Below are 23,754 nucleotides of genomic sequence, written 5' to 3' on the forward strand. Positions count from 1 at the left end.
GGCAAAGGCCCAGAACGGCGGCGGCAGGCCGATGGCCTGCAGATCCTCCTCCGTCTTCAGCCACAGATCATGCGCCTCTGTTGCCAGATGCAGCAAAATCTCCGGCACATGCGGCGGCCGCATGAGATCGGTGTTTTCGAGGATGAAGGCCTTGGGCTCGGTCTTCAAGCTTGCGAACTCAGGCGGGAGATTTCGGAGGATTGTCGAGACCACCGAGACGGCAGATCTCGAAATATTCCTCATCCGTCACCGGCTGCACCGAAAGCCGCATGGAAGTGACCAGTGCCATCTTCTCGAATTTCGGGTTGGCCTTGACGTCCTTCAGCGTAACGGGCTTCGGCATATCCGCGACGGCGCGGATATCGACGCAATCCCATTTGGGATCACCCTTGGCCGAACTATCCGGATGCGACAGGGCGCAGACCTCGACGATCCCGACAATCTCCAGCCCCTCGTTCGAGTGGTAGAAGAAACCCTTGTCGCCGATCTTCATCGCCCGCATGTTGTTGCGCGCCAGATAGTTGCGAACACCGGTCCATTCCTCGCCGACCTCGCCCTTGGCTTTCTGCTGTTCCCAGGACCAGACATTCGGCTCGGACTTGTAAAGCCAATAGGCCATCTATTGCCTCACTTCTGCTCGTTGGCCGGGTTGTTGAACACCCAGTTCCACGGCTTCACATCCACCTTCTCGAACAGGCCGGCAAGGTAATAGGGATCTGCCTCTGCAATCGTCCGGGCCGCTGCAATATCGGCGGCCTCGACCACGACAAGGCTACCATTCGGCTTGCTGTCGTCATCCAGGAACGGGCCGGCAAACTTCAGCGTACCTTCGGCGTTGAGCTTATTCAGATGCTCCACATGCGCGGGACGGGTATCCATGCGAACCTGCAGGTGGCCGGGCTTGTCGGTGCAGAGAAAGGCAAACAGCATTGGGGTCTCCCGAGTTTTAAATGGACTACTCGGCCTTGATCGGCCGGGTCATGAGCTGTTCCATCGCGGTCATCACATCGAGACGTCCGTCGATAATGGCCGCGACCGCATCCGTAATCGGCAGATCGACCGAAAATTTCCGACCGAGCCGGGCCGCGACCGAGGCCGCAAATGCACCTTCGACCAGCGGCCCACCGACGGTCTGCGCCGGCTCACCCTTCCCGATCGAAATGCCGAAACTCAGATTGCGTGACTGATGGCTGGTACCGGTCAGCACGAGGTCGCCGAGCCCAGACAGACCGCGCACTGTATCCGAGTTGCCGCCCATGGCTTCAACGAGCCGGGACATCTCGGCCAGGCCCCGGGAAATCAGCGCCGCACGGGCCGACTCGCCAAGCCCCGCGCCTTCGACGATGCCACATGCAATCGCCAGCACGTTCTTGAGCGCCCCGCCGAGCTGCACGCCGATCACATCCGACGAAGCGTAAAGCCGGAAACTGCGGCTGGAGAGAACCTGCGCAAGCCTTTCCGCCAGCACCGGGTCCTGCGCGCCGAGCGACATCGCCGTCGGCAGACCGCGCGCGATATCGGCGGCAAAACCAGGCCCCGAAAGCACCGCCAGAGGCGTCTTCGGCAATTCCGCCGATATGACATCGGTCAGCAGCCGCTCGGCCCGATCAAGCCCCTTGGCGCAGATGACAACGGCTGCATCCGGGGAGAGATAAGGTCCGTAATGCCGCGCCGCATCGAGCTGCGCCCTCGACGGCACGGCGAAGAGAACGACATTCGCTTCCGCCACCGCATCCGGCTCGGCTGAAAACTGCAGCGCGTCCGGCAAGGGCACGCCGGGCAGTGCCGAATCATGCATCCGGTCATCGCGCAGATCGGCCATCAGGTTCGGCTGGCGCCCGACAAGCGTCACCGGGTAACGACCCTCCAATGCGAACACGGTCGCAAGTGCCGTTCCGAATGCGCCTGCGCCGATGACGGCGATCCGCTCGTTGGTCATGCCTTCGCTCCTCGTTTGCCGGATCCGAGCAAGGTCTTTGCATCCTTATCCAGCGGCCAGCGCGAACGTGGCGCGACATTGAGATCGTCGGCCGGAAACTCCTCCGCCATCCGCTCCAGACCCGCCCAGGCGATCATTGCTGCATTGTCGGTGCAGAGCCTGAGCGGCGGCGCGATGAAGCGGAACCCGTGTTCGAGGCAAAGTGCCTGCAGCGTGCGCCGGATTTCCTGATTGGCGGCAACACCACCGGCGACGACCAGCGCCGGCTCGGTATCGAAACCGGCAAACGCCTCGCGGAAACGCAGCAGCCCGCGGCCGATCCGGTCGCGAAGCGTGCGCGATACCGCCTTCTGGAACGAGGCGCAGATATCGGCGACATCCTGTTCGGTCAGCGGCGCGATCTCGGTCGCGGCCTGCCGCACGGCAGTCTTCAGGCCGGAAAAGGAAAAGTCGAGACGCGCCTCGCCAACCAGCGGACGCGGCAGCGAGAACCGGTCAGGATTACCGGAAAGGGCAGCCTTTTCGACCGCCGGACCACCTGGATAAGGCAGGCCGAGCAATTTCGCCGTCTTGTCGAAAGCCTCGCCCAGCGCATCGTCGATCGTCGTGCCCCAGCGCTCGTATTGGCCGACACCGCGGATCAGGATGAGCTGCGTATGCCCGCCGGAGACGAGCAGCATCAGATAGGGGAAGGAAAGCCCGTCCGTCATCCGTGCCGTCAGCGCATGGCCTTCGAGATGGTTGATGGCCAGAAGCGGCTTGCCCGAAACGCGGGCTATCGCCTTTGCCGTCATCAACCCGACCAACAGACCGCCAATCAGGCCGGGACCGGAGGTCGCGGCAATCGCATCGACATCATCGAGCGTCACGTTTGCACGGCGCAGCGCTTCCTCGACCAGCTCGTCCAGCGCCTCGACATGCGCGCGTGCCGCGATTTCCGGCACGACGCCGCCATAGGCCGAGTGTTCGTCGAGCTGCGACAGCACCACATCGGACAAAATCTCGCCGCGCCCGTCCTCATGGCGTGCGACGACCGCGGCGGCGGTCTCGTCGCAGCTTGTTTCAATGCCGAGGATGCGCAGATATGAGGTCATTGGCCCTTGTTCATTGCGATGCCGGATGATCCGGTTTACGAGAGCTTCCGGTAACAACGGAATGAGACGGATGCAAACAAAACCTTTCCGGATCGGCACGCGCGGCAGCCCGCTGGCGTTGGCCCAGGCCCACGAAACGCGGTCACGGCTGATGGCGGCCCATGGCTTGCCGGAAGAGATGTTCGAGATTGTCGTGCTGTCGACCACCGGCGACCGCATCACCGACCGCTCGCTCTCCGAGATCGGCGGCAAGGGCCTGTTCACCCAGGAACTCGAGGAACAGCTGTCCTCCGGCGAGCTGGATATCGCCGTGCATTCGTCGAAGGACATGCCGACCAAGCTGCCGGAAGGATTGCATATCGCAGCCTACCTGCCGCGTGAGGATTTCCGCGACGCCTTCATCGGTCGCACCGCATCGACCCTGAAGGCCCTGCCCGATGGCGCGATCGTCGGCACGGCATCGCTCAGGCGCCAGGCGCTCATCCGCCGTCTTCGCCCGGACATTCAGGTGACGATCTTCCGCGGCTCGGTCGGCACGCGCCTGCGCAAGCTGGATGAGGGCACGGTCGATGCGACCCTGCTCGCCTTTGCCGGCCTGAAACGGCTGTCGATGGAAGAGGTCGTGACCGAACTTCTCGATCCCGCCGATTTCCCGCCTGCTCCCGCGCAAGGTGCGATCTGCGTCGAAAGCCGCATCGGTGATCCACGCACGGATGCCCTCATCGCTCCGATCAACGACCGCCCGACCTATGACGCCGTGACCTGCGAACGCGCCTTCCTGGCCGCGCTCGATGGTTCCTGTCGTACGCCGATCGGCGGTTTCGCGATCTGTGACGGAGATCACCTCAAATTCTCCGGCCTGATCCTGACACCCGACGGTCGGCGCGAACATGCAATCGAAGTCGAGGGCAAGCGGCTGGATGCGGAGGCGCTCGGCCTTCGCGCCGGCGAAGCCGTCCGTGCCGCAGCCGGCCCCGGCTTCTTCGACAGCTGGAGCTGACCCTTGCGGGTCGTCGTCACCCGACCTGAAATTTCAGCCGCTAGAACGGCTGAACGGCTGAAGCTTCTGGGCCATGACCCCGTGCTTCTGCCGCTCAGCAGGGCGATGCATCACCGGCAGGTAGCGACACACGCTCTGGTCCTGCCCCATTCGGCGCTGATCGTGACCAGCGCCGAAGCATTTCGTGCACTTGGCGGCATCGACACCGGCTTGAAGATTGACCGGGATATCCAACTCTTTGCAGTTGGCGAGAAAACGGCTGCGGCAGCAAGGTCGGCAGGTTTCACCAACATCCATATCGGTTCCGGCGACGGTGCCGGACTAGCCGATCTGATCGCCTCTAAATTCGAAAACCCGGACCGTCCGCTCCTCTATCTCGCCGGAAAACCTCGTGCCGAATCGCTTGAAAATAGGCTTGAGGAACTGGGTCTGCCCGTCCGGGTAGCCGAAATCTACAAAATGATCCCGATTGATTATCACGCAGAAGAATTATTCGAACGACTGCTGACATCTCAGGCTCAGGCCGTGCTTCTCTACTCGCGGGAAAACGCCGCCCGATTTTTCGAGATCGCGGAGCATCACGCGGTCTCCCTTCCCGAAACCGCATTCCTCTGTATCAGCCCCCGAACCGCCGATGCCGTGCCCGCGGCGTTTCGCCCTCATGTCAGGATCGCCGAAAGCCCGGACGAAAACGCCCTGTTGGCGCTTCTTTAACCCCCGCCTGATCCTAATTCCCTTTGCGCCCCTTTCCTTAACAGGGGGCACCGACTAGGTTTTAGTGAACGCATGCAGAAAAGAGGTCGAGATGGTATCCGAAAAACCACCGCGCCGGTCCAACCCGAACAAGGAACCGGTCACCATCGACCTGACGGCGGAGGAAACCGCCGCAGTGGCTGAGCCCGTCCGCGCCAATGACAGCGATGATGTCATCGATGCGCGTGAGAACGATGCCGCCGAAACGCCGGTAGCTTCAGATATTCCGGAAGCCACGCCAATGCTGGAAACGGAAACGGCAGTGACCGAAACAAAAGGCGAGCCGGAAGCTGCGACGCCAGAAACGCCACGCTTCGACGAACCGGATCCCGAACCGGTCACGGCATCTGCCGAGCCGTCGGAAGAAAAGGCCAAGGAAGAAGAACCGCCCCCCTTCCAGCCAAGGCCCAGAACTGAAGACTATTCGACCAGAAATACGGCCCCGATAACATCCAAACCCACAACCTCGACGCTCGTCGCATCCGGCATTTTCGGCGGCATCGTCGCTCTGCTTCTGGCCGGCAGCATGCAATATGCCGGCGTCCTGCCCGGCGGCGCATCCTCGTCTTCATCGAGCGACAGCGACGTTTCTGCAGAGATCGCCTCGCTTCGTCAGGAAATCGCATCTCTCGCCAGCAGGCCAGTCGAACCATCCGCCGATATCACAAGCCGTCTGGCCGCACTCGAAAGCAGCGCTTCGACGGGTGGCGGCGGATCGACCGAGACGGATCAGAAGTTAGCCGCCCTCGAAGCCGAACTCGCCACCCTGAAATCGGCAAATGCAGCGGCTGCCGCAACCTCGACACAACTGGCCGGCCGCCTGCAGCAGGCGGAAGCCCAGATCGCCGACAAAGGCCCCGAGCAGCAGGCGGCGCGCGCTGTCGCCGCAGCAGCCCTGAAGAGCGCCGTAGATCGCGGCGGCTCTTTCGAGGCAGAACTGCAGACCTACAAGACCGTCGCTGGCGACGATCCGGCAATTGCAAGCCTCCAGCCGTTTGCCGCCAAGGGCGTTCAGTCGCGCGTCGAGCTTCAGCGTCAGGTCTCCGGCGTGGCGGACAGCATGGTCGAGGCGGTCGCCCAGCCTGATCCCGATCAGGGCCTGGCCTCACGGCTTTATTCTTCCGCCCTCTCGGTCGTGAAGGTGCGCAAGGTCGGCGACGTCACCGGCAACACGCCAGAAGATATAGTCGCCCGTTTCGAGGACCGGCTTCGCTCCGGCGATTTTGCCGCCGCCGCCCGCGAATGGGAGACGCTTCCAGATGCGGCCAAGACGGCATCCCAGTCGTTCAAGCAGGAACTCGACGCCCGCATAGAGGTTGAAAATCTCGTAGGCGGTGCGTTGACCCGCGCGATTACCGGCACTCAAGGCTGAGGACGAAAAACGGAATGGTCAGACTTTTCATTTTCCTTCTCGTCGTTCTCGGTCTCGGCTGGAGCTTTGCATGGCTCGCCGATCGCCCCGGCCTGCTCTCCATCACCTGGCAGGACCACCTGATCGAGACGAGCCTGATGGTTGCCGCCACGATGGTCGTGGCGCTGATTGGCGCCGTCATGCTTCTGTGGTGGGTGATCGGCATCATCTGGACCTCGCCTTATTCGGTCCGCCGTTATTTTCGCGCCCGCAAGCGTGACCGTGGTTATCAGGCGCTGTCGACTGGCCTGATCGCGGCCGGCGCCGGCAACGCGCTTCTTGCCCGCAAGATGAGCATCCGTACCCGCAATCTGCTCAGCGCCGACCAGGAACCGCTGATCCACCTTCTCGATGCGCAGGCCGCTCTCATCGAAGGCAAATATGACGACGCCCGCGCCAAGTTCGAGAGCATGTCGAACGATCCCGAAACGCGCGAACTCGGACTGCGCGGCCTCTACATGGAAGCGCGCCGCCTCGGTGCCAACGAAGCGGCCCGGCAATACGCCGAAAAGGCCGTCGAACACGCGCCTTACCTGCCCTGGGCGTCCCAGGCGACGCTGGAATCCCAGAGCCAATCCGGCCGCTGGGACGAGGCCTTGGAAACGCTGGCGCAACAGCGTGCCGCCAACATCATCAGCAGGTCCGAAGCCGACCGCCTGAGAGCGGTTCTCCTGACCGCCCGCGCGGGCGAGCGGCTGGAAAGCGACCCGAGCGGTGCCCGCGAAGATTCCACCGATGCGCTGAAACTGGCCAAGGACCTCGTCCCCGCCGCCATCATCTGTGCCAAGGCGCTGCTGCGGCAGGAAAATATCAAGAAGGCCGCATCGGTCCTGGAAGGCGTTTGGAAGCTTTCGCCGCATCCGGATATCGCCCGCACTTATATCCGCGCCCGCAGCGGCGATAGCACGCTCGACCGGCTGAAACGCGCCGAAAAGCTAGAGGCCATGCGTCCGAACAATATCGAGTCGCTTCTCGCCGTTTCGCAGGCAGCGCTTGATGCTCAGGATTTTGCCAAGGCCAGGGCAAGGGCGGAAGCCGCGGCTCGTGTTGAACCGAGCGAGCGGGTCTACCTGCTGCTGGCCGATATTGAGGAAGCCGAAACCGGAGATCAGGGCCGCATCCGCCACTGGATGCAGCAGGCTCTTCGCGCTTCGCGTAATGCAGCCTGGGTTGCTGACGGCTTCGTTTCGGAAAACTGGCTTCCTGTTTCGCCGGTCACCGGCAAACTCGACGCCTTCGAGTGGAAAGTGCCATTCAGCCAGTTGGAAGGTCCGCTTGTCGAAGGCAAGGTTGCTGCGGACGAAGCGATTGCCGCTCTTCCGCCTGTCATCGTGAACGAGCGGCCACCGGTGGAAACGACAAGACAAAACGCATCCGCAGAGCCGACAATCGTCATAGAAAAGAAACCGGCAAAACCGGCAGCCGAGCCTGCTGTTGCAGCAAAGACAACAGAGCCGGAGAAAGTCATACCAGCACCTGCTAAAACGCAAGAAAATGACGCCGAACCGGTTCCATTTTTCGGGCGTCCACCGGATGATCCCGGTGTGAAGGATCAAAACGCCGACCCGACCAAAACGCGGTTACGGCTGTTTTAAGGAAAGATGGAGAAGGCCTATCGATGTTGGACCGCATACAGGCCTTTCTCCATACCCTGACATCTCATGAAGACAAGGAATTTGCACCGGACGACCCGCGGGTCGCCTTCGTTGCGCTCTGTTTCCAAGTCATGGAGGCGGATGGTGCCATCTCCAAAAAGGAACAGCAAAAATTCCGTGAACTGATCCGCCAGCGGTATGATCTCAGCGAGGATAGGCTGAAGGCGTTGATCGAGGCCGGCCACGAGGCGGGCCATGAAGCGGTTGACTATTACCGGTTCACTTCCGATCTAAGACGTCATCTCGTCAATGAAGACGACCGCGTCGAACTTCTCGGCATTCTCTGGGACATTGTCTATGCCGATGGTCAGAGAAGCGAGATCGAGGATCATGTGATTTGGAGGATCGCTGACCTTCTCGGTGTTTCTTCGCGGGATCGTGTGCTGCAGCGCCAAGAGGCAGCTGTGCGCCGCGCCGAAGAAAATGCGGAGGAGAGTAAGGACTAACTGATGCTCGTAATGCCTCCGCGAAAGACAGATTTCTTTCCCGTTCTCGTCGTTCTCCATCAGGAGCGCTCGTCGTCCGGCCGCGTTGGCCAGATGCTTCTTGAGAAGGGCTTTCCGCTCGATATCCGCCGTCCGGTTCTGGGCGAAGCATTGCCGCAAACGCTCGCCGGACATTCCGGCGCCGTCATTTTCGGTGGACCGATGAGCGCCAACGATCCCGACCCGTTCGTCGAGCAGGAGACCGACTGGATCGGTGTCCCCTTGAAGGAAAACAAGCCTTATCTCGGCATCTGCCTCGGCGCCCAGATGATGGTGCGCCACCTCGGCGGCAAGGTAGGCGCGAAACAGGGCGAGATCACCGAGATCGGCTGGTACCCCTTACGCCCGACCGAACATGGCCGGCTGCTGATGCAATGGCCGAAAATGGTCTACCATTTTCATCGCGAAGGCTTTGACGTTCCGCGCGGTGTCAAGCTTCTGGCGGAAGGTGACGCCTATCCCAACCAGGCGATCCGTTACGGCGACAATGCCTGGGGCGTGCAGTTCCACGCGGAACTGACCCGCGCGATGATGCAGCGTTGGGTCGTTCACGGCGCAGAGCGCTTCACCATGCCCAACGCGCAGCAGGGCAGCGAGCACCTCGAAGGCCGCATGATGTTCGATGCGCCGCTCAAGGCCTGGCTGTCGGAATTCCTCGATATGGTGTTCCTGAACAAAAAGGCCGTAGCAGCAGCTTCACCCCGATACGGCGCATCGATGCCGGCAACCGAAGTGGCGCAAAGCTGAGCTGCAGCGGGTGTCCGCAGCGACCGGATTAGTTGCGCTCCGGCGCTTCCAGCGTGTCGATCCTTCTGAGCTTCGAAAAGCCGAGCGCCCAGATGACGGTGACGGCAAGCGTGCCGACGCCGCCGATGACGACGGCGGGCACTGCGCCGATGAAATGCGCCATCGTGCCGGCGCGGAATTCGCCTAGCTCGTTTGAGGCCCCGACGAACACCATATTGACGGCGTTGACCCGCCCGCGCACCTCGTCTGGCGTCCAAAGTGCGATCAGCGTTTCGCGGACATAGACGGAGATCATGTCGGCCGCGCCCATGATCATCAGTGAAACGATCGAGAGCCATGGCGTCGAGGAGAGGCCGAAGATCAGCGTGCCGAGACCGAAAAAGCCGACGCCGACAAACATCGCAACCCCTGCATGATGCCGGATCGGGTGGAAGGCAAGCCAGACGGCAACGACGATCGCACCGATACCTGGTGCGGCACGCAACAGGCCGAGGCCCCATGGGCCAAGTTCGAGCACGTCACGTGCGAAGATTGGCATGAGCGCGACAGCGCCGCCGAGAAGCACCGCGAACAGATCGAGCGAGATCGCGCCGAGAACCACTTTCTCGCTGAAGATGAAACGGAACCCGGCAAGCAGATGGGCGACATCGACCTTGGCAGCCGAGGTCCGCTGCGCCGGCTTCGGGATCATGAAGACGAGAAGTGCGGCAAGCGTCAGCAATACGAACGCCACGATGTAGGCAGCCGTCGCGTTCAGCCCATAAAGCAGGCCGCCGAAGACCGGGCCGAGAATGGAGGCTGTCTGCCAGGAAGACGAATTCCAGGCGATCGCATTGGCAAGGTCCTTCTCCGGCACGAGGTTCGGCCCGAGCGACTGCACCGCCGGCCCCATGAAGGCACGCTCGATGCCGAATACGACGAGGATGGCGAAAACCAGCCAGGGTGAAAAGGCGCCGGCGACCGTCAGCCCAAGAAGCGCCGCCGCACAGCCTGCACCGATGACCATGCAGATCGCCATGATCATGCGCCGGTTATACCGATCGGCCACCGTACCCGTGACAAGGATAAGCAGCAGCGAAGGCAGGAACTGGAACAGTCCGATCAGACCCAGATAGAGCGGGTTGCGGGTTTCATCATACATCTGCCAGCCGACCGAAACGCTGATGATCTGGATGGCGAAGCCAGCGAAGAACCGCGACAGGAAGAACTTTGTGTAGGACGAATGGCGAAAAGCTGCAAAGCGGTCGTCAGAGGCAGGAATGGACATCACAAGCGACTTTCAGTGGACCGTCATGGACGAATTCGCGTAGCGCCACTGTTAAACATGCTGAAACTGCGGCGGGTGCGACACTTGCCCGTTAGTTCCCCAATGTCTACATGTCTGTCAACTTGGAATTTGTGGGCCGACCGCCGCGATCCTGAAGGATGGGGCCTGGCAACAAGATTGGAGACCTGAATGCTCGCCCTGTTTCAGACCATTGACCTGGCCTTGAACCTCTACACCTGGATATTGATCGCCAGCGCCATCTTCTCCTGGCTCTTCGCCTTCAACGTTATCAATTCGAGCAACCAGTTCGTCGATGCCATCGGCCGCTTCCTCTATAACGTCACGGAACCAGTCCTGCGCCCGATCCGTCGTGTCATGCCCAATCTCGGCGGAATCGACATCTCCCCGATCATTGTTCTGCTGCTGATCTTCTTCCTGCGTTCCTTCATGTGGACGACCCTCTACCCGATCTTCGCGTGACTTCGATAAGCGTTCACGCCGACCATATAAGGCTGAGCATCAAGCTCACCCCGAATGGCGGCCGCGACGCGATCGATGGTATCGAGACGGATGCGGAGGGTAACGCGTTTCTCAAAGCGCGTGTCTCTGCGGTGCCGGAAGATGGCAAGGCCAACAAGGCGCTGATCGCACTTCTCTCAAAGAAGCTGCGCGTGCCGAAAAGCTCGATATCTTTCATCTCCGGTGAAACGGCGCGTAAAAAAATCCTCCGGATCGATGGCGACCCGGAGGATTTGAAAGTGAAGATCGAAAGCCTGATTGGCTGATTACTTCTGGGCCTTGTAGCGGTCGATCGCCTCGACGATCAGGCGCTTTGCGACGTCGACATCCTGCCAGCCGCCGATCTTGACCCACTTGCCGGGCTCCAGATCCTTGTAGTGCTCGAAGAAGTGCTCGATCTGCTTCAGCGTGATTTCCGGCAGATCGGTGTAGTTCTTGATCTTGTCGTAGCGCTGGGTCAGCTTCGGAACCGGCACGGCGAGGATCTTTTCGTCCTTGCCACCATCGTCTTCCATGATCATCACGCCGATCGGACGAACGTTGATGACGCAGCCCGGAACCAGCGGACGGGTGTTGCAGATCAGAACGTCGCACGGGTCGCCGTCTTCGGAAAGCGTGTGCGGGATGAAGCCGTAGTTACCCGGATAGGTCATCGGCGTGTAGAGAAAGCGGTCGACGATCAGAGCACCGGCTTCCTTGTCCATCTCGTACTTGATCGGCTGACCGCCAACCGGCACCTCGACGATGACGTTGACGTCTTCAGGCGGGTTCTTGCCGATGGAAATTGCATCGATACGCATCGTGATCCTCAATTAGGTTCAATTCACCAAGCGTCGATAGCGAAAATCCGGCTCCAAGGCAATAAGCCATTGAATTGACGGGGGCCGGTCACGCAAGGAGAGGAAAGTTATTCCCCGACACGCCCCAAGGGCGCATCAGCTCTGCCAGACGAAGCCGACTTTCTTCAGTTGCGAACCACCGAAATCCTCCATTCCCTCAACGGCATCGTTGCCACCGTGACGGCGGAAGAAGCGGATCGCATGATCGCTGTCCTCCAGGCACCAGACGACCAGGCCGCGGCAACCCAGCGAGGTCAAAAGCTTGCGGCTTTCGCCGAAGAGCCGCCGTCCCAGCCCGATACCCTGGAATTCCGGCCGCAGATAGATCTCGTAGATTTCGCCGTCATAGGGCAGCGCCCGGGCGCGGTTGAGGCCAACCGTCGCGTAACCGGCAATCTCGCCGGCGACGTCAACCACGAGAAGCGTTGCCGGCCCGTCCGTTGCCTTGCGCCACCATTTCTCGCCACGACGTTCCAGCATCTGGATCAACGGCTTGTGCGGAATGAGACCCGCATAGGCCTGCACCCAGCTCTGCCGGTGTACATCCGAGATGGCTCGGGCATCCTGCGGATCTGCCCGCCGAACATCGATAGACAACGTCTTCATAACGCGACTTTAGGTCCTGCTATGCGGGCTCCGCCATCGGTCAATCATTAACCAGACGGATTGCCCACAGAGTTCTGATGGGGACAATGTCCATCGAGTTAACGCTTTTTTAACCTCGGTTACAAGCTGTGCGATTTGCAGGAACACAAAAAAGCCCGGCTTGCGGCCGGGCTTTTCACAACTAGATTTCAGGACGGCTTAGAGAGCTGCCTTCGACTTGTCGAAGCGCTTGCGGTCGTTGGCGTCGAGATAGATCTTGCGCAGGCGGATCGACTTCGGCGTGACTTCCATCAGCTCGTCGTCCTGGATCCAGGAGAGCGCGCGGTCGAGCGTCATGCGGATCGGCGGGGTCAGGCGGACGGCTTCGTCCTTGCCGGCCGAACGGATGTTCGTCAGCTGCTTGCCCTTCAAGACGTTGACTTCGAGGTCGTTGTCGCGGGTATGGATGCCGATGATCATGCCGGCATAGACCTTCTCGCCCGGCTCGATAATCATCGGGCCGCGGTCTTCCAGGTTGAACATGGCGTAAGCAACAGCTTCACCGGCCTGGTTGGACAGAAGAACACCGTTGGTACGACCGGCAATTTCTCCCTTGTAAGGCTGATAATCATGGAACAGGCGGTTCATGATCGCCGTGCCTCGCGTGTCGGTCAGAAGCTCAGACTGGTAGCCAATCAGGCCACGGGTCGGAGCGAGGAACTTCAGACGAACGCGGCTGCCGCCCGAAGGACGCAGTTCGGTCATCTCGGCCTTGCGCTCGGACATCTTCTGAACGACGACGCCGGAATGTTCTTCATCGACGTCGATGACGACTTCTTCGATCGGCTCCATCGTGGTGCCGTTCTCGTCCTTGTGCATGACGACGCGCGGACGCGAAACGGCAAGCTCGAAGCCTTCGCGACGCATGGTTTCGATCAGAACGGCAAGCTGAAGTTCGCCGCGGCCGGACACGTAGAACGAATCCTTGCCTTCAGCTTCTTCGATCTTCAGCGCAACGTTGCCTTCGGCTTCCTTGAACAGACGATCACGGATGACGCGGCTGGTCACCTTGTCGCCTTCGGTGCCGGCAAGCGGGCTGTCGTTGACGATGAAGGACATGGTAACGGTCGGCGGGTCGATCGGCTGAGCCTGCATGGCCTCGGTCACCGAAGGATCGCAGAACGTGTCGGCAACGGTGCCCTTGGACAGACCGGCAATCGCGACGATGTCACCAGCGATCGCTTCGTCGATGGCAGTACGCTCGATGCCGCGGAATGCGAGGATCTTGGAAATACGGCCGGTTTCAACCGTCTTGCCGTCCTGGGACAGAACCTTGACGGCCTGGTTCGGCTTGATCGAACCGGAAGCGACGCGACCGGTGATGATACGGCCGAGGAACGGGTTGGCTTCGAGAAGCGTACCGATCATGCGGAACGGGCCTTCTTCGACTGTCGGCTCCGGAACGTGCTTGAGCACGAGATCGAGCAGCGGTGCCAGACCTTCGTCCTTCGGGCCTTCCGGGTTGACGTTCATCCAGCCATCGCGACCCGAACCGTAGAGGATCGGGAAGTCGAGCTGCTCGTCGGTGGCGTCGAGATTTGCGAACAGGTCGAAAACTTCGTTGATGACTTCTTCGTGGCGACCGTCCGGACGGTCGATCTTGTTGATCGCGACGATCGGCTTGAGGCCGACCTTCAGCGCTTTGCCGACGACGAACTTGGTCTGCGGCATCGGGCCTTCAGACGAGTCGACCAGAACGATCGCACCGTCCACCATCGAAAGAATACGTTCGACTTCGCCGCCGAAGTCGGCGTGGCCTGGGGTATCGACGATGTTGACGCGAACGCCCTTCCACTCAACCGACGTCGCCTTGGCGAGAATCGTGATGCCGCGTTCCTTTTCGAGATCGTTCGAGTCCATGACGCGTTCTGCAACGCGCTGGTTTTCGCGGAACGAGCCCGACTGTTTCAGGAGCTCGTCAACGAGCGTCGTTTTGCCATGGTCAACGTGCGCGATGATCGCGATGTTGCGAAGTGCCATATTAGGGGTTCTCTGAAGTTGGGGCGCAACAATACTGGGGCCACGCCAATTTCGTTGGCGCGCTCATACCCCGTTTTTTGCAAATGCGAAAGGGGGGCCAAGCGCAACGGTTGAATCCATGGGTCTATTCGGCGACGAGACCGCTCCTTCTCAAGAGGGCAAGCAGGAGAAGCGGCAAAAGAGTGGTGATCAGAATGGCGATGAACGCCATGGCCATGCCGAGCCCGATAGACCCCTGCTCGAACTGTTGCCAGATGAAGGTGGCGATCGTCTGCATGCCGACCGGCGCGATGACGACGGAAGCGACAAGCTCACGCGAGGCGAGTGCGAAGACGAGCAGCATGGCCGAGGCGAGACTCGGGAATACCAGCGGCAGAAGAATACGGCGGAAGGCGGTGATGCCGGAAGCGCCGAACACGCGGGCTGCGGCTTCGAGATTATCGCCGATCTGCTGGAAGGCGGCCGTCGAATAGCGCATGGTCTGGGGCAACAGGATGCAGCAATAGGCAAGCAGCAGGATGAACGGCGTATTGTAGGGCGTCGCCGGCAGCCACGGCATGTTCCAGGCGAGGATCAGGCCGACGGCAACGACGATGCCGGGAAGCGCATTCGGAATGATCGTCAGGCTGTCGATCGCCAGCCGCCCGCGGATTTTCGTCTTCACCACCGTGTAAGCGGCCGTCACCCCGATCAGGCCGGTGATCAGCGCCGTGCCGATACCGAGCGAAAAGCTGTTGGCAAGCGCGCCGAGCGCCCCAGCGCTGTTGCCGAACACCTGCAGGAAATTGTCGAAGCTCATGTTGTCGAACGCCAGCCCGCCGGAAATCGTCCGCGACATGGCGGTGGCAAGGATCGACAGAAGCGGTACGCCGGTGGCAAGGAACGAGACGATGATGAAAGCCGTAAGTACCGGCCACTTCATCGCCCCGAGCGGCCGCTTGTCCTTGGCTGTCGGCTTGCCGTTGACCGTCTGGTAGGAGCGCCGCGACAGGATCCAGCGCTGGCCGAGGAAGGTCAGGAGCGAAAGCCCCACCAGCAGCAGCGACATGATCGAGGCGCCTGGCAGATCGATCGGCCAGTCGGAAATGCGAAGATCGATGCCGGTGACGAGAACCTGGAAACCGGCGCGGCGGCCAAGCGCTGCCGGCGTGCCGTATTCCTCGATCGCCGCGGCAAACACCAGCATCAGGCTGGCGGCCAGACCCGGAGCAGACAAGGGAAGCGTGATCCGCCAGAAGGCGCGCGCGGGCGTGGCGCCGAACACCCGGCCGACATCCGCATAGCGGGCACCAACCGCTTCCACCGTGCGCGATACGGCGAAATAGACCACCGGGAACGTGTTGAACGCCATGACCATGGTCATGCCCGCCAGAGAAAACAGGAAGGGCGAAAGATTGAAACCGACCAGCTGCTGCAGATATCCGCGCGGCTGCAAGGTCATGATCCAGCCGAGCGTGGCGATATAGGGCGGGATCATGAAGGGCACGAGCAGAGCCACGTCGAACAGCGCCGCCCCCGGCACGCGGTAGAGTGCCCGAAACACGCCGAGCGGCACCGCGACCAAGGCTGAGGCCAGCACGACGCAGAAACCGAGCAGGATCGTGTTGCCGGCCATGCCGATCAGCGCGCCATCATTCAGCGTGGCGACGAAGGAAGAAAAGGGCCTGGCGAACGAACCTTGGCCGAGATCAGGGAAAACGCCCTGCATGACGACCGCGGCAAAGGGTACGGCAACGACGAGAAGCAGTCCCACAATCGCCAGCCATGCCGCCGGGGCCGGTCCGCCAACGCTTTTTGCCGCCATCACTCAGTCCTTCATGTCCTGCCGCAGCATTCTTCAAGCCATGCGATGAGATGACCTGAAAAATGATGCGCGACGTTCAAAGTGAAACAACGCCGCCTGCTCCGAAGAGCAGACGGCGTCGCAGCGAAAATTACTTGCCACCAAAAATCTTGGTGATCTCGCCGAGTGTTTCCTTGCGCTTGCCATAGACCGCGGCGTTGTCGAACTTCAGCAGCTTCAGGTCGCTGATCAGCGGACGGTCGGCGGCAACGTCGCTGCGGGCCGGCATCAGCATCTGGGCGGCAACCATCTTCTGGCCGGCGTCGGACAGCATGTAGTCGATGAACTTCTTGGCCTCGTCCTGGTTCTTGGACCAGTTGAGGATCATCGCCGGACGCGGTGCAATGACGGTGCCGGAAGCCGGGAAGACGACCTCAACGCTTTCGCCCTTCTTGGCGGCAGCAAGCGTGATGTAATCGACCGCGCCGAAGACGGCAGCCTTGGCGCCCTGCAGAACCGGGTTCAGCGCTTCGGCATTGGCGCCGGCAATGATCGCGCCGTTAGCCTGCAAGTCCTTGAACAGCTTGAAGTCGTCCTGGCCGGCAAGGGCAGCCGTCAGCTCGAAGGACGAGCCGGACTGTGCCGGGTCGGGAATGTTGACCATGTCCTTGTATTCCGGCTTGGTCAGGTCAGCCCATTCGGACGGCTTCGGCGTGCCGCTCTTGGTGTTCCATGCAATGCCGAGAGCTGAGATGCCCTGTGCGACGGCATAGTCGGACTTGAGGAAATCCGGAACCTTGGCAGCGTTGGGGCTGGAATACTTGACCAGCCAGCCGCGCTTTTCGAAGTCGGTCGCGGTATCCCAGGACGCCGAGATCAGAACGTCGACGACCGGGTTCGATGCTTCGGCCTCGATACGGGCCATGACCTTGCCGGTGGTTGCCTGGAAGACATTGACCTTGATGCCGGTTTCCTTGGTGAAACCTTCCGACATCTTGTCGATCAGGCTCTGCGGGCCGGCGGTGTAGACGGTGATGTCGGCATGCGCGACGCCGGCCATCAGGACGGCGGCAACGGCACCGAATGTAATGCTCTTCAACGACTTGAACATGTCCCAAAACTCCTGTTGGGGTGAATGCTTACAGATGCGGATGACGTGAATTTTCAAACCAGCGGATCTGGTCGAGATCGATGGAAAGGCCGACGCCATCGCCGGGCTTCAGCTTGTGACGGCTCAGGACCTGCAGCTCGACCTGATCGGCGCCGATCAGCGAAACGGTCGCCAGATGCCCGTCGCCGCGGAACTGCGAGCGCAGCACGCTGGCGGCCACCCGATCCTGCTGGATCTCGCCGGGCGTGATGGCCGAGACAGGGATGAGAATGCTGCGCGTGCCGGCCGAGCCATGATCGGCGCGCATCAACGCAACGTCGCTATTGCCGAAGAACCAGCAGGCATCGCGGTTTTGCAACTCGGCAATGCCACCTAGTCGCAGGAAGTCGGCAACTTCGGGGGTCGCCGGCTGCGCCACCAGTTCGTCCGGGCTCGCGAGCTGTTCGATCAACCCGCCGCGCATCACGGCGACCTGATCGGCAAGCGTCAGCGCTTCCGAGTGATCATGGGTGACATAGATGGCGGTGAGGCCGAGCGAGGCGATCAGTTCCGCCAGTTCGCCAACCATGTTTTCGCGCAATTCGCGGTCGAGATTGGAAAGCGGCTCGTCGAACAGGATAAGCTGCGGCTCGGCAACGATCGCCCGCGCGATTGCCACGCGCTGCTGTTGACCGCCGGAAAGATCGCTTGGCCGGCGAGCGGCATAGGCGGAAAGCCCGACGCGCTCCAAGGCATGCATGGTGCGTTGCTCGCGCTCGGTGCGACCGATGCCGCGCATCTCGAGCGGGAAGGAGATATTGCCACCGACCGTCATATGCGGCCAGAGCGCGTAATCCTGGAAAACCATGCCGAGATTGCGCTTTTCCGGCGGTGCGAAGATGCCGCTTGCGGCATCGGCAACCACCTGCCCGGCGATAGAGACGGACCCCTTGCTGGGGGCGAGAAGCCCGGCCACCAACCGCAGGAGCGTGGTCTTGCCGCAACCGGAAGGACCGAGAAGCGCAAGCGTCTTGCCCTGCCCCAGAGCCACATCGATGCCCTTAAGTACCGGCGTTGCACCATAGTGCAGCTCCAGTCCGGCCGTCGATACGGCAACGTTGCGTGCAAGGCTATCAATTGTCATGGGAACCGGCGTCGGCAGAAGATGATGCCGGTTCCATAGTCAGCCTGCATGACAGGCGGGTTACATTTTTATGACAGCGGGATGACAGTTGTCGATTACGACCGGTGCCGGATCAGGCGTCGCTGCCCGTAAGTTCCGATACCATCGCCAAACCCTTTTTCTTCAACATCGCCGTCGGATCCGGCAACTTGCCGCGGAAGGCCTTGTAGGTCACTTCCGGATCGATCGAGCCGCCGACCGAATAGATGTTGTTCTTGAGCTTGCGCGCCATGACCGGATCGAAGGCATTGCCGACCTCTTCGAATGCCGAAAACGCATCCGCATCCAGCACTTCCGACCACATGTAGGAGTAATATCCGGCCGCATATCCCTCGCCGGAAAACACGTGCTGGAAATGCGGCGTTGCGTGGCGCATGACGAGCGAGGCCGGGATTTTCAGCTCCGACAGGATCTCCGCCTGCACCGCCATCGGATCATCCGCAGGCGCCCGCGTATGAAACGCCATGTCGACCAGCGCCGATGCGGTGAACTCGACCGTCGCAAAACCGGCATTGAAGGTGCGCGCCGCCAGAACCTTGTCGAGCAGTTCCTTCGGCATCGGCTTGCCGGTCTCGTAATGGACGGCGTATTTTTCGAGGATTTCCGGCACCGTCAGCCAGTGTTCGTAAAGCTGCGAGGGCAGTTCGACAAAATCGCGCGACACGCCCGTGCCGGAGACGGACGGATAGGTCACATCCGAGAGCATGCCGTGCAGCGCATGGCCGAACTCGTGGAAGAGCGTGCGGGCGTCATCGAGCGAAAGCAGAGCAGGCTTGCCTTCCGCCGGCTTGGCGAAATTGCAGACATTGTAGATGATCGGCAGCTCGCCCTTAGCACCATTCTTCAATGGCAGTTTGTGCTGCGACTGGAACGAACTCATCCACGCGCCGGACCGCTTGGAGGACCGGGCGAAATAATCGCCGAGGAACAGTGCCTTCAGCGCACCGCTCTCGTCGCGCAGCTCGAACACCCGCACATCCGGATGATAGGCGGCAATGCCTTTCAGCTCGGCCAGCGTCACGCCGAACAGCCGCTTGGCAACATCGAAACAGGCTTCGATGACCTTTTCCAGCTGCAGATAGGGCTTAAGCTCGGATTCGGAGAAGGAGAAGGTCCGCTCGCGCAGCTTCTCGGCATAATAACGCCAGTCCCATGGCATGACCGGGTGGTTCCTGCCCTCTTCCGCCACCAGCTTGCCGAGGCTTGCTTCTTCCTCAAGCGCCTTGGAGCGGGCCTTGTCCCAGACCTTGTGCAGCAGGTCGTTCACATTGTCGGCGGTCTTTGCCATCGTGTTGTCGAGCTTCAGGGCCGCAAAGTTTTCATAACCCAGAAGCTTTGCCTTTTCCGCACGCAGCGCTAGCGTCTCGCGAACGATCGCTACATTGTCCCGCGCACCACCGTTTTCACCGCGCGCCACCCAGGCCTTGAACGCCTGCTCGCGCAGGTCGCGCCGGGCCGAGAATGTCAGGAACGGCTCGATGATCGAGCGCGACAGCGTCACCATATAGCCGTCGGCCTCGCCGCGATCCCTGGCGGCAGCAGCCATCGCATCGCGCAGAAAATCCGGCAGGCCTTCCAGCTCGGCCTCGTCGGTCAGCTTCAACGACCATTCCTTCTCGTCTCCGAGAACATTCTGGCCGAACTGCGCACCGAGACCGGCAAGCTTTTCGCCGATCGAAGAAAGCCGGTCCTGCTCGGGCTTCTCAAGCTTGGCACCCGATTTGACGAAGCCTTTCCAGTGGCGCTCCAGCACCCGCTCCTGCTCGAGCGTCAAGCCAAGCTCCGCCCGCTTTTCCCACAAAGCATCGATGCGACCGAAAAGAGCGGCATTGGTGCCGATCTTCGAATAATGCCGTGACATTTTCGGCGCGATTTCCCGCTCCAGCGCCTGGATCGTCTCGTTCGTATGCGCGCCGGCCTTGCCCCAGAACAGGGAGGAGACGCGGGAAAGCTCGTCACCGGCAATTTCCAGCGCCACGACGGTGTTCTCAAAGCTAGGCGCTTCCGGATTGTTGGCGATAGCGTCGATCTCCGCCTCGTGGCTTGCCAGAGCCACCTCGAAAGCGGGAGCGAAATCCTCGTCTTTCACGAGATCGAACCGCGGCAGGCCTTCATGCCCGCTCCAATCGACAAGGGCACGGTTGACGGAAGCGTTGGCCATAAGGGAAATCCTTCTGCGATTCTGATTTGTTTCTGGTCTACAGGATAGGTTGTCGAGTGTCTGGATCAAGTACGACAAAGCGAAGCTTCACGCAGTCGTTTCACGCGGCAGCGAGCTTTTCCGTTTGCGGCCACGCGGAAAGATAGTAAGTCAACCTTATGAGCCTTCCAGTCAAAATCTCCCATGATGTGCCGCAAGGCGATATCCTGGGTCTGTTGATCGTCGATACCGCGCGTGCATTGCGAACGGCGTTTGAAAATCGCATCAACGCGGCAGGGCTGGGCCTCACCCCCGGCGAGGCAAGGGCGCTGATACACATCGCCGATCATGAAGGCAGCCGGCAGCTCGATATTGCCTCGCAGATGAGCGTCGAGCCGATGACGCTCTGCACCTATCTCGACAAATTGCAGACACTTGGTCTGATCGAGCGCCATAAATGCGCAGCCGATCGGCGCGCCAAGCGGATTGCCCTGACAAATACGTCGGATGACATGATCCGCAGGATCCGCGCCGAGCTCCACGTCATTCTCGACCATGCGACATCCGGCCTGTCTCTGGAGGCAAAAAGCCAACTGGAAGCGTCGCTTTCCGCGGTGAACAGGAATCTCCAGGAGACCTCTCCTCCCGCTCCAACGGGTGCCGATGAGAGACGCTGATACCGCCGCCCGCCCGACAATCATGACGGAACGGCGCACGACCATCATCGGCGCCCTTCTGACCGCGATCGGCCCCGTTTCGATGGCGGTCTATACACCTGCCATGCCGGAACTGGTTCGCGCTTTCGGCACGACGGAATCCGCCATCAAGCTGTCGCTCTCGCTTTATTTCGGCGGCTTCGCCTTAGCCCAGTTGCTCGCCGGCCCCGTTTCCGATGCCTATGGCCGGAGAAAAGCCTCGATTGCCTTCCTGACGATCTATGTTCTGGGCTCGCTGATCGCAGCCATGGCGATCGACGTCGACTGGATCCTCGCAGGACGACTGATCCAGGGGATCGGCGCTTCGGTCGGCGTCACCGTTGCCCGTGCCGCCGTTCGCGACCAATTTCTCGGCATACAGGCCGCGCGGATCATGAACATGATCGGCATCATTCTGGCGATCGGTCCGGCGCTCGGACCGACCATCGGCGGACTTGCCCTTTCCGCCTTCGGCTGGCAGTCGATCTTCCTGCTGATGATCGCCTTCGGCGCGAGCGCATTGCTGACCTGCGTCTTTGCGCTCAAGGAAACAGCCGTTCCGGACCGATCGCGCCTGCGGCCCGTCACGCTGGTAAAAACCTATGCCGGCCTGATCACCGACCTGCGCTTTCTCTTTCCTTCGCTCATTCTCGGCGGCTCGATAGGCGCGCTTTATGCCCAGGGCACCATGCTGCCCTTCGTCCTCATCGATGTTGTCGGCCTCAGTCCGACGCAATTCGGCCTCGGCATGCTGGCCCAGACGGGCTCCTACCTGGCGGGTTCGATCACTCTGCGCATGATCTCCGGACGCATATCCGGTCCTGCCGCGGTTGCAATCGGCATCGCCTTCTGCGGCACGGGCGGCTTCCTGATGCTGTTGTCCGTGCACCTGCTCGATCCGACATTCCTGTCGATCATGGTCCCGGTCGGCATATGCACATTCGGCATCGCCTTCCTGACGCCGCATGTCGTCACCTCAGGCCTTGCCGCATTTCCGAAAGTCGCGGGCTCCGCTTCCGCGCTGATGGGTTTCATCCAGATGGGCGGCGGCTTTCTCGGCGGGCTGGTGGCAGCCACTTTCGCAAACCCGCTGACGTCCTTCGGCACGATCATCCCCATCATGGAATTCACCGCGGTCGCGGCCTATCTCGCTCACCGCTTCATCAGTCGCCGGCAATAAAAAAGCCCCGCTGCGGTAACAGCGGGGCCCGATCTGGCAAATCGGTAAGCCCGATTATTTCAGCTGATTGCGCTTGGCGAGCGTGCGCAGGCGCAGCGAATTCAGCTTGATGAATCCGGCTGCATCCTTCTGGTCATAGGCGCCGTGATCGTCTTCGAAGGTGACCAGCGCGTCGGAATAGAGCGACTTGTCGCTTTCGCGGCCGATGACCATGACATTGCCCTTGTAGAGCTTCAGCGTCACTTCGCCTTCGACATGCTCCTGGCTCTTGTCGATCAGGGCCTGCAGCATTTCGCGTTCCGGCGAGAACCAGAAGCCGTAATAGATCAGCTCGGCATATTTCGGCATCAGCTCATCTTTCAGGTGAGCAGCGCCGCGATCGAGCGTGATCGATTCGATTGCGCGGTGAGCCGAAAGCAGGATCGTGCCGCCGGGGGTCTCGTAGACGCCGCGCGACTTCATGCCGACAAAACGGTTCTCGACGAGATCGAGACGGCCGATGCCGTTGTCGCGGCCATAATTGTTGAGCTGTGCAAGCAGGGTTGCCGGCGACATCTCGACACCATTGATCGAGACGGCGTCACCCTTGCGGAAACCGATCTTGATCGTGGTTGCCTGATCGGGAGCGGCTTCCGGCGAAATCGTGCGCATATGCACATATTCCGGAGCCTCGACGGCCGGATCTTCGAGAACCTTGCCCTCGGAAGACGAGTGCAACAGGTTGGCGTCGACAGAGAACGGCGCTTCGCCCTTCTTGTCCTTGGCGACCGGGATCTGGTGCTGTTCGGCAAAGTTCAAAAGGTCCGTACGGCTCTTGAACGTCCAGTCGCGCCACGGAGCGATGATCTTGATATCCGGGTTCAAGGCATAGGCCGACATTTCGAAACGAACCTGGTCGTTACCCTTGCCGGTCGCGCCATGAGCGATCGCGTCGGCGCCGGTCTTCTTGGCGATCTCGATCAGGTGCTTGGAGATCAGCGGACGGGCGATCGACGTGCCAAGCAGATAGACGCCTTCATAAACGGCATTGGCGCGGAACATCGGGAAAACGAAGTCACGGACGAATTCTTCGCGGACATCTTCGATGAAGATTTCCTTGATGCCCAGCATCTCGGCCTTCTTGCGCGCAGGCTCGAGCTCTTCGCCCTGGCCAAGGTCGGCCGTGAAGGTCACGACTTCAGCGTTGAGTTCGGTCTGCAGCCATTTCAGGATGATCGAGGTGTCGAGACCGCCGGAATAGGCGAGGACGACCTTCTTTACGTCTTTCGGGAGTGCCATGATGAATATGTCCGTCTGCGGGTGGCGGCGGAGACAAATCCGCCGAAATTGGATCGCCGAAGTTTTTAGCG

General features: G+C 60.9%; 23 protein-coding genes and 1 pseudogene. 10 read left to right on the forward strand and 14 right to left on the reverse strand.

What is annotated here, in order from left to right:
- From JZX87_RS31505 to tsaD, 5 genes and pseudogenes are all read right to left on the reverse strand, one after another.
- Window positions 1-168 (reverse strand): annotated as a pseudogene (locus JZX87_RS31505) (methyltransferase); the annotation flags it as partial.
- 10 nt (window positions 169-178) lie between these two features.
- A complete protein-coding gene (locus JZX87_RS25095) occupies window positions 179-619 on the reverse strand; it encodes an EVE domain-containing protein (protein WP_206828654.1) in 441 nt (146 codons plus the stop codon).
- 8 nt (window positions 620-627) lie between these two features.
- On the reverse strand, window positions 628-930 hold the full coding sequence (locus JZX87_RS25100; RefSeq protein WP_183828417.1) for a YciI-like protein: 303 nt from the start codon (window positions 928-930) through the stop codon (window positions 628-630).
- Window positions 931-955: 25 nt separating this feature from the next.
- Complete coding sequence (locus tag JZX87_RS25105; protein WP_206828656.1) at window positions 956-1,939, reverse strand: NAD(P)H-dependent glycerol-3-phosphate dehydrogenase; 984 nt, start codon at window positions 1,937-1,939, stop codon at window positions 956-958.
- Complete coding sequence (gene tsaD, locus JZX87_RS25110) at window positions 1,936-3,033, reverse strand: tRNA (adenosine(37)-N6)-threonylcarbamoyltransferase complex transferase subunit TsaD (protein ID WP_206828657.1); 1,098 nt, start codon at window positions 3,031-3,033, stop codon at window positions 1,936-1,938. The genes JZX87_RS25105 and tsaD overlap by 4 nt, the downstream gene beginning before the upstream one ends.
- Before the next feature lie 70 nt (window positions 3,034-3,103).
- On the opposite strand from tsaD, the gene hemC reads away from it, so the two are divergent.
- From hemC to JZX87_RS25140, 6 genes are all read left to right on the forward strand, one after another.
- The gene (gene hemC, locus JZX87_RS25115) at window positions 3,104-4,033 is read left to right on the forward strand and encodes a hydroxymethylbilane synthase (RefSeq protein WP_206828658.1); all 930 of its coding nucleotides are present in this window, start codon (window positions 3,104-3,106) and stop codon (window positions 4,031-4,033) included.
- A 3-nt stretch (window positions 4,034-4,036) separates the two neighbouring features.
- Window positions 4,037-4,747, forward strand: a complete 711-nt coding sequence (locus JZX87_RS25120) for a uroporphyrinogen-III synthase (RefSeq protein WP_206828659.1) — start codon at window positions 4,037-4,039, stop codon at window positions 4,745-4,747.
- A gap of 91 nt (window positions 4,748-4,838) precedes the next feature.
- Window positions 4,839-6,158 carry a COG4223 family protein gene (locus JZX87_RS25125; RefSeq protein ID WP_206828660.1) on the forward strand — a complete coding sequence of 440 codons (1,320 nt, stop codon included), beginning with the start codon at window positions 4,839-4,841 and terminating at the stop codon, window positions 6,156-6,158.
- A 14-nt stretch (window positions 6,159-6,172) separates the two neighbouring features.
- The gene (locus JZX87_RS25130; protein WP_183828434.1) at window positions 6,173-7,792 is read left to right on the forward strand and encodes a heme biosynthesis protein HemY; all 1,620 of its coding nucleotides are present in this window, start codon (window positions 6,173-6,175) and stop codon (window positions 7,790-7,792) included.
- Between the two features lie 23 nt (window positions 7,793-7,815).
- Window positions 7,816-8,298 (forward strand): tellurite resistance TerB family protein, encoded by a 483-nt coding sequence (locus tag JZX87_RS25135; RefSeq protein WP_148147838.1) that lies wholly within the window; start codon window positions 7,816-7,818, stop codon window positions 8,296-8,298.
- A 3-nt stretch (window positions 8,299-8,301) separates the two neighbouring features.
- Window positions 8,302-9,084 (forward strand): glutamine amidotransferase, encoded by a 783-nt coding sequence (locus JZX87_RS25140; RefSeq protein WP_206828661.1) that lies wholly within the window; start codon window positions 8,302-8,304, stop codon window positions 9,082-9,084.
- 28 nt (window positions 9,085-9,112) lie between these two features.
- Here the strand turns inward: JZX87_RS25140 and JZX87_RS25145 are convergent, their stop codons facing one another.
- Window positions 9,113-10,351 (reverse strand): MFS transporter, encoded by a 1,239-nt coding sequence (locus JZX87_RS25145; protein ID WP_183686355.1) that lies wholly within the window; start codon window positions 10,349-10,351, stop codon window positions 9,113-9,115.
- Between the two features lie 189 nt (window positions 10,352-10,540).
- Between JZX87_RS25145 and JZX87_RS25150 the strand changes: the two genes are divergently transcribed.
- Together JZX87_RS25150 and JZX87_RS25155 are read left to right on the forward strand one after the other, a co-directional pair.
- Window positions 10,541-10,831: a YggT family protein gene (locus JZX87_RS25150; RefSeq protein ID WP_148147835.1), complete on the forward strand. Its 291-nt coding sequence runs from the start codon at window positions 10,541-10,543 to the stop codon at window positions 10,829-10,831.
- Entirely contained in the window at window positions 10,828-11,136 is a 309-nt protein-coding gene (locus JZX87_RS25155) for a DUF167 domain-containing protein (RefSeq protein ID WP_206828662.1), read from the forward strand. The genes JZX87_RS25150 and JZX87_RS25155 overlap by 4 nt, the downstream gene beginning before the upstream one ends.
- Here the strand turns inward: JZX87_RS25155 and ppa are convergent, their stop codons facing one another.
- The 7 genes from ppa to JZX87_RS25190 all read right to left on the reverse strand — a co-directional run bounded on the left by ppa (window position 11,137) and on the right by JZX87_RS25190 (window position 20,551).
- Window positions 11,137-11,670, reverse strand: a complete 534-nt coding sequence (ppa, locus tag JZX87_RS25160; RefSeq protein WP_148147833.1) for an inorganic diphosphatase — start codon at window positions 11,668-11,670, stop codon at window positions 11,137-11,139.
- Between the two features lie 135 nt (window positions 11,671-11,805).
- Window positions 11,806-12,315 carry a GNAT family N-acetyltransferase gene (locus JZX87_RS25165; protein ID WP_148147832.1) on the reverse strand — a complete coding sequence of 170 codons (510 nt, stop codon included), beginning with the start codon at window positions 12,313-12,315 and terminating at the stop codon, window positions 11,806-11,808.
- A gap of 198 nt (window positions 12,316-12,513) precedes the next feature.
- On the reverse strand, window positions 12,514-14,334 hold the full coding sequence (typA, locus tag JZX87_RS25170) for a translational GTPase TypA (RefSeq protein ID WP_148147831.1): 1,821 nt from the start codon (window positions 14,332-14,334) through the stop codon (window positions 12,514-12,516).
- A 124-nt stretch (window positions 14,335-14,458) separates the two neighbouring features.
- Window positions 14,459-16,138, reverse strand: coding sequence for an ABC transporter permease (locus tag JZX87_RS25175; protein WP_206828663.1), 1,680 nt, complete (start codon window positions 16,136-16,138; stop codon window positions 14,459-14,461).
- Between the two features lie 130 nt (window positions 16,139-16,268).
- Window positions 16,269-17,228 carry an ABC transporter substrate-binding protein gene (locus JZX87_RS25180; protein ID WP_206828664.1) on the reverse strand — a complete coding sequence of 320 codons (960 nt, stop codon included), beginning with the start codon at window positions 17,226-17,228 and terminating at the stop codon, window positions 16,269-16,271.
- A gap of 28 nt (window positions 17,229-17,256) precedes the next feature.
- Complete coding sequence (locus tag JZX87_RS25185) at window positions 17,257-18,351, reverse strand: ABC transporter ATP-binding protein (protein WP_206828665.1); 1,095 nt, start codon at window positions 18,349-18,351, stop codon at window positions 17,257-17,259.
- Window positions 18,352-18,463: 112 nt separating this feature from the next.
- The gene (locus tag JZX87_RS25190; RefSeq protein ID WP_206828666.1) at window positions 18,464-20,551 is read right to left on the reverse strand and encodes a M3 family metallopeptidase; all 2,088 of its coding nucleotides are present in this window, start codon (window positions 20,549-20,551) and stop codon (window positions 18,464-18,466) included.
- 158 nt (window positions 20,552-20,709) lie between these two features.
- Here JZX87_RS25190 and JZX87_RS25195 point away from each other — a divergent pair, with 158 nt between their 5' ends.
- Together JZX87_RS25195 and JZX87_RS25200 are read left to right on the forward strand one after the other, a co-directional pair.
- A complete protein-coding gene (locus JZX87_RS25195; RefSeq protein WP_148147826.1) occupies window positions 20,710-21,207 on the forward strand; it encodes a MarR family winged helix-turn-helix transcriptional regulator in 498 nt (165 codons plus the stop codon).
- A gap of 22 nt (window positions 21,208-21,229) precedes the next feature.
- Complete coding sequence (locus tag JZX87_RS25200; RefSeq protein WP_206828696.1) at window positions 21,230-22,405, forward strand: multidrug effflux MFS transporter; 1,176 nt, start codon at window positions 21,230-21,232, stop codon at window positions 22,403-22,405.
- 54 nt (window positions 22,406-22,459) lie between these two features.
- Here the strand turns inward: JZX87_RS25200 and JZX87_RS25205 are convergent, their stop codons facing one another.
- Window positions 22,460-23,683, reverse strand: coding sequence for an argininosuccinate synthase (locus tag JZX87_RS25205; RefSeq protein WP_206828667.1), 1,224 nt, complete (start codon window positions 23,681-23,683; stop codon window positions 22,460-22,462).
- Window positions 23,684-23,754: the final 71 nt, after the last annotated feature.

The organism is Agrobacterium sp. Ap1 (assembly GCF_017313375.1).
GTDB classification, from domain to species: domain Bacteria; phylum Pseudomonadota; class Alphaproteobacteria; order Rhizobiales; family Rhizobiaceae; genus Neorhizobium; species Neorhizobium cellulosilyticum.

Bases quoted from the DNA above. Each gene is read 5' to 3' on its own strand.
- JZX87_RS25095 (WP_206828654.1), bottom strand. From the start codon at position 619: ATGGCCTATTGGCTTTACAAGTCCGAGCCGAATGTCTGGTCCTGGGAA.
- JZX87_RS25100 (WP_183828417.1), bottom strand. From the start codon at position 930: ATGCTGTTTGCCTTTCTCTGCACCGACAAGCCCGGCCACCTGCAGGTT.
- JZX87_RS25105 (WP_206828656.1), bottom strand. From the start codon at position 1,939: ATGACCAACGAGCGGATCGCCGTCATCGGCGCAGGCGCATTCGGAACG.
- tsaD (WP_206828657.1), bottom strand. From the start codon at position 3,033: ATGACCTCATATCTGCGCATCCTCGGCATTGAAACAAGCTGCGACGAG.
- hemC (WP_206828658.1), top strand. From the start codon at position 3,104: ATGCAAACAAAACCTTTCCGGATCGGCACGCGCGGCAGCCCGCTGGCG.
- JZX87_RS25125 (WP_206828660.1), top strand. From the start codon at position 4,839: ATGGTATCCGAAAAACCACCGCGCCGGTCCAACCCGAACAAGGAACCG.
- JZX87_RS25130 (WP_183828434.1), top strand. From the start codon at position 6,173: ATGGTCAGACTTTTCATTTTCCTTCTCGTCGTTCTCGGTCTCGGCTGG.
- JZX87_RS25135 (WP_148147838.1), top strand. From the start codon at position 7,816: ATGTTGGACCGCATACAGGCCTTTCTCCATACCCTGACATCTCATGAA.
- JZX87_RS25140 (WP_206828661.1), top strand. From the start codon at position 8,302: ATGCTCGTAATGCCTCCGCGAAAGACAGATTTCTTTCCCGTTCTCGTC.
- JZX87_RS25145 (WP_183686355.1), bottom strand. From the start codon at position 10,351: ATGTCCATTCCTGCCTCTGACGACCGCTTTGCAGCTTTTCGCCATTCG.
- JZX87_RS25150 (WP_148147835.1), top strand. From the start codon at position 10,541: ATGCTCGCCCTGTTTCAGACCATTGACCTGGCCTTGAACCTCTACACC.
- ppa (WP_148147833.1), bottom strand. From the start codon at position 11,670: ATGCGTATCGATGCAATTTCCATCGGCAAGAACCCGCCTGAAGACGTC.
- JZX87_RS25165 (WP_148147832.1), bottom strand. From the start codon at position 12,315: ATGAAGACGTTGTCTATCGATGTTCGGCGGGCAGATCCGCAGGATGCC.
- typA (WP_148147831.1), bottom strand. From the start codon at position 14,334: ATGGCACTTCGCAACATCGCGATCATCGCGCACGTTGACCATGGCAAA.
- JZX87_RS25175 (WP_206828663.1), bottom strand. From the start codon at position 16,138: ATGGCGGCAAAAAGCGTTGGCGGACCGGCCCCGGCGGCATGGCTGGCG.
- JZX87_RS25180 (WP_206828664.1), bottom strand. From the start codon at position 17,228: ATGTTCAAGTCGTTGAAGAGCATTACATTCGGTGCCGTTGCCGCCGTC.
- JZX87_RS25185 (WP_206828665.1), bottom strand. From the start codon at position 18,351: ATGACAATTGATAGCCTTGCACGCAACGTTGCCGTATCGACGGCCGGA.
- JZX87_RS25190 (WP_206828666.1), bottom strand. From the start codon at position 20,551: ATGGCCAACGCTTCCGTCAACCGTGCCCTTGTCGATTGGAGCGGGCAT.
- JZX87_RS25195 (WP_148147826.1), top strand. From the start codon at position 20,710: ATGAGCCTTCCAGTCAAAATCTCCCATGATGTGCCGCAAGGCGATATC.
- JZX87_RS25200 (WP_206828696.1), top strand. From the start codon at position 21,230: ATGACGGAACGGCGCACGACCATCATCGGCGCCCTTCTGACCGCGATC.
- JZX87_RS25205 (WP_206828667.1), bottom strand. From the start codon at position 23,683: ATGGCACTCCCGAAAGACGTAAAGAAGGTCGTCCTCGCCTATTCCGGC.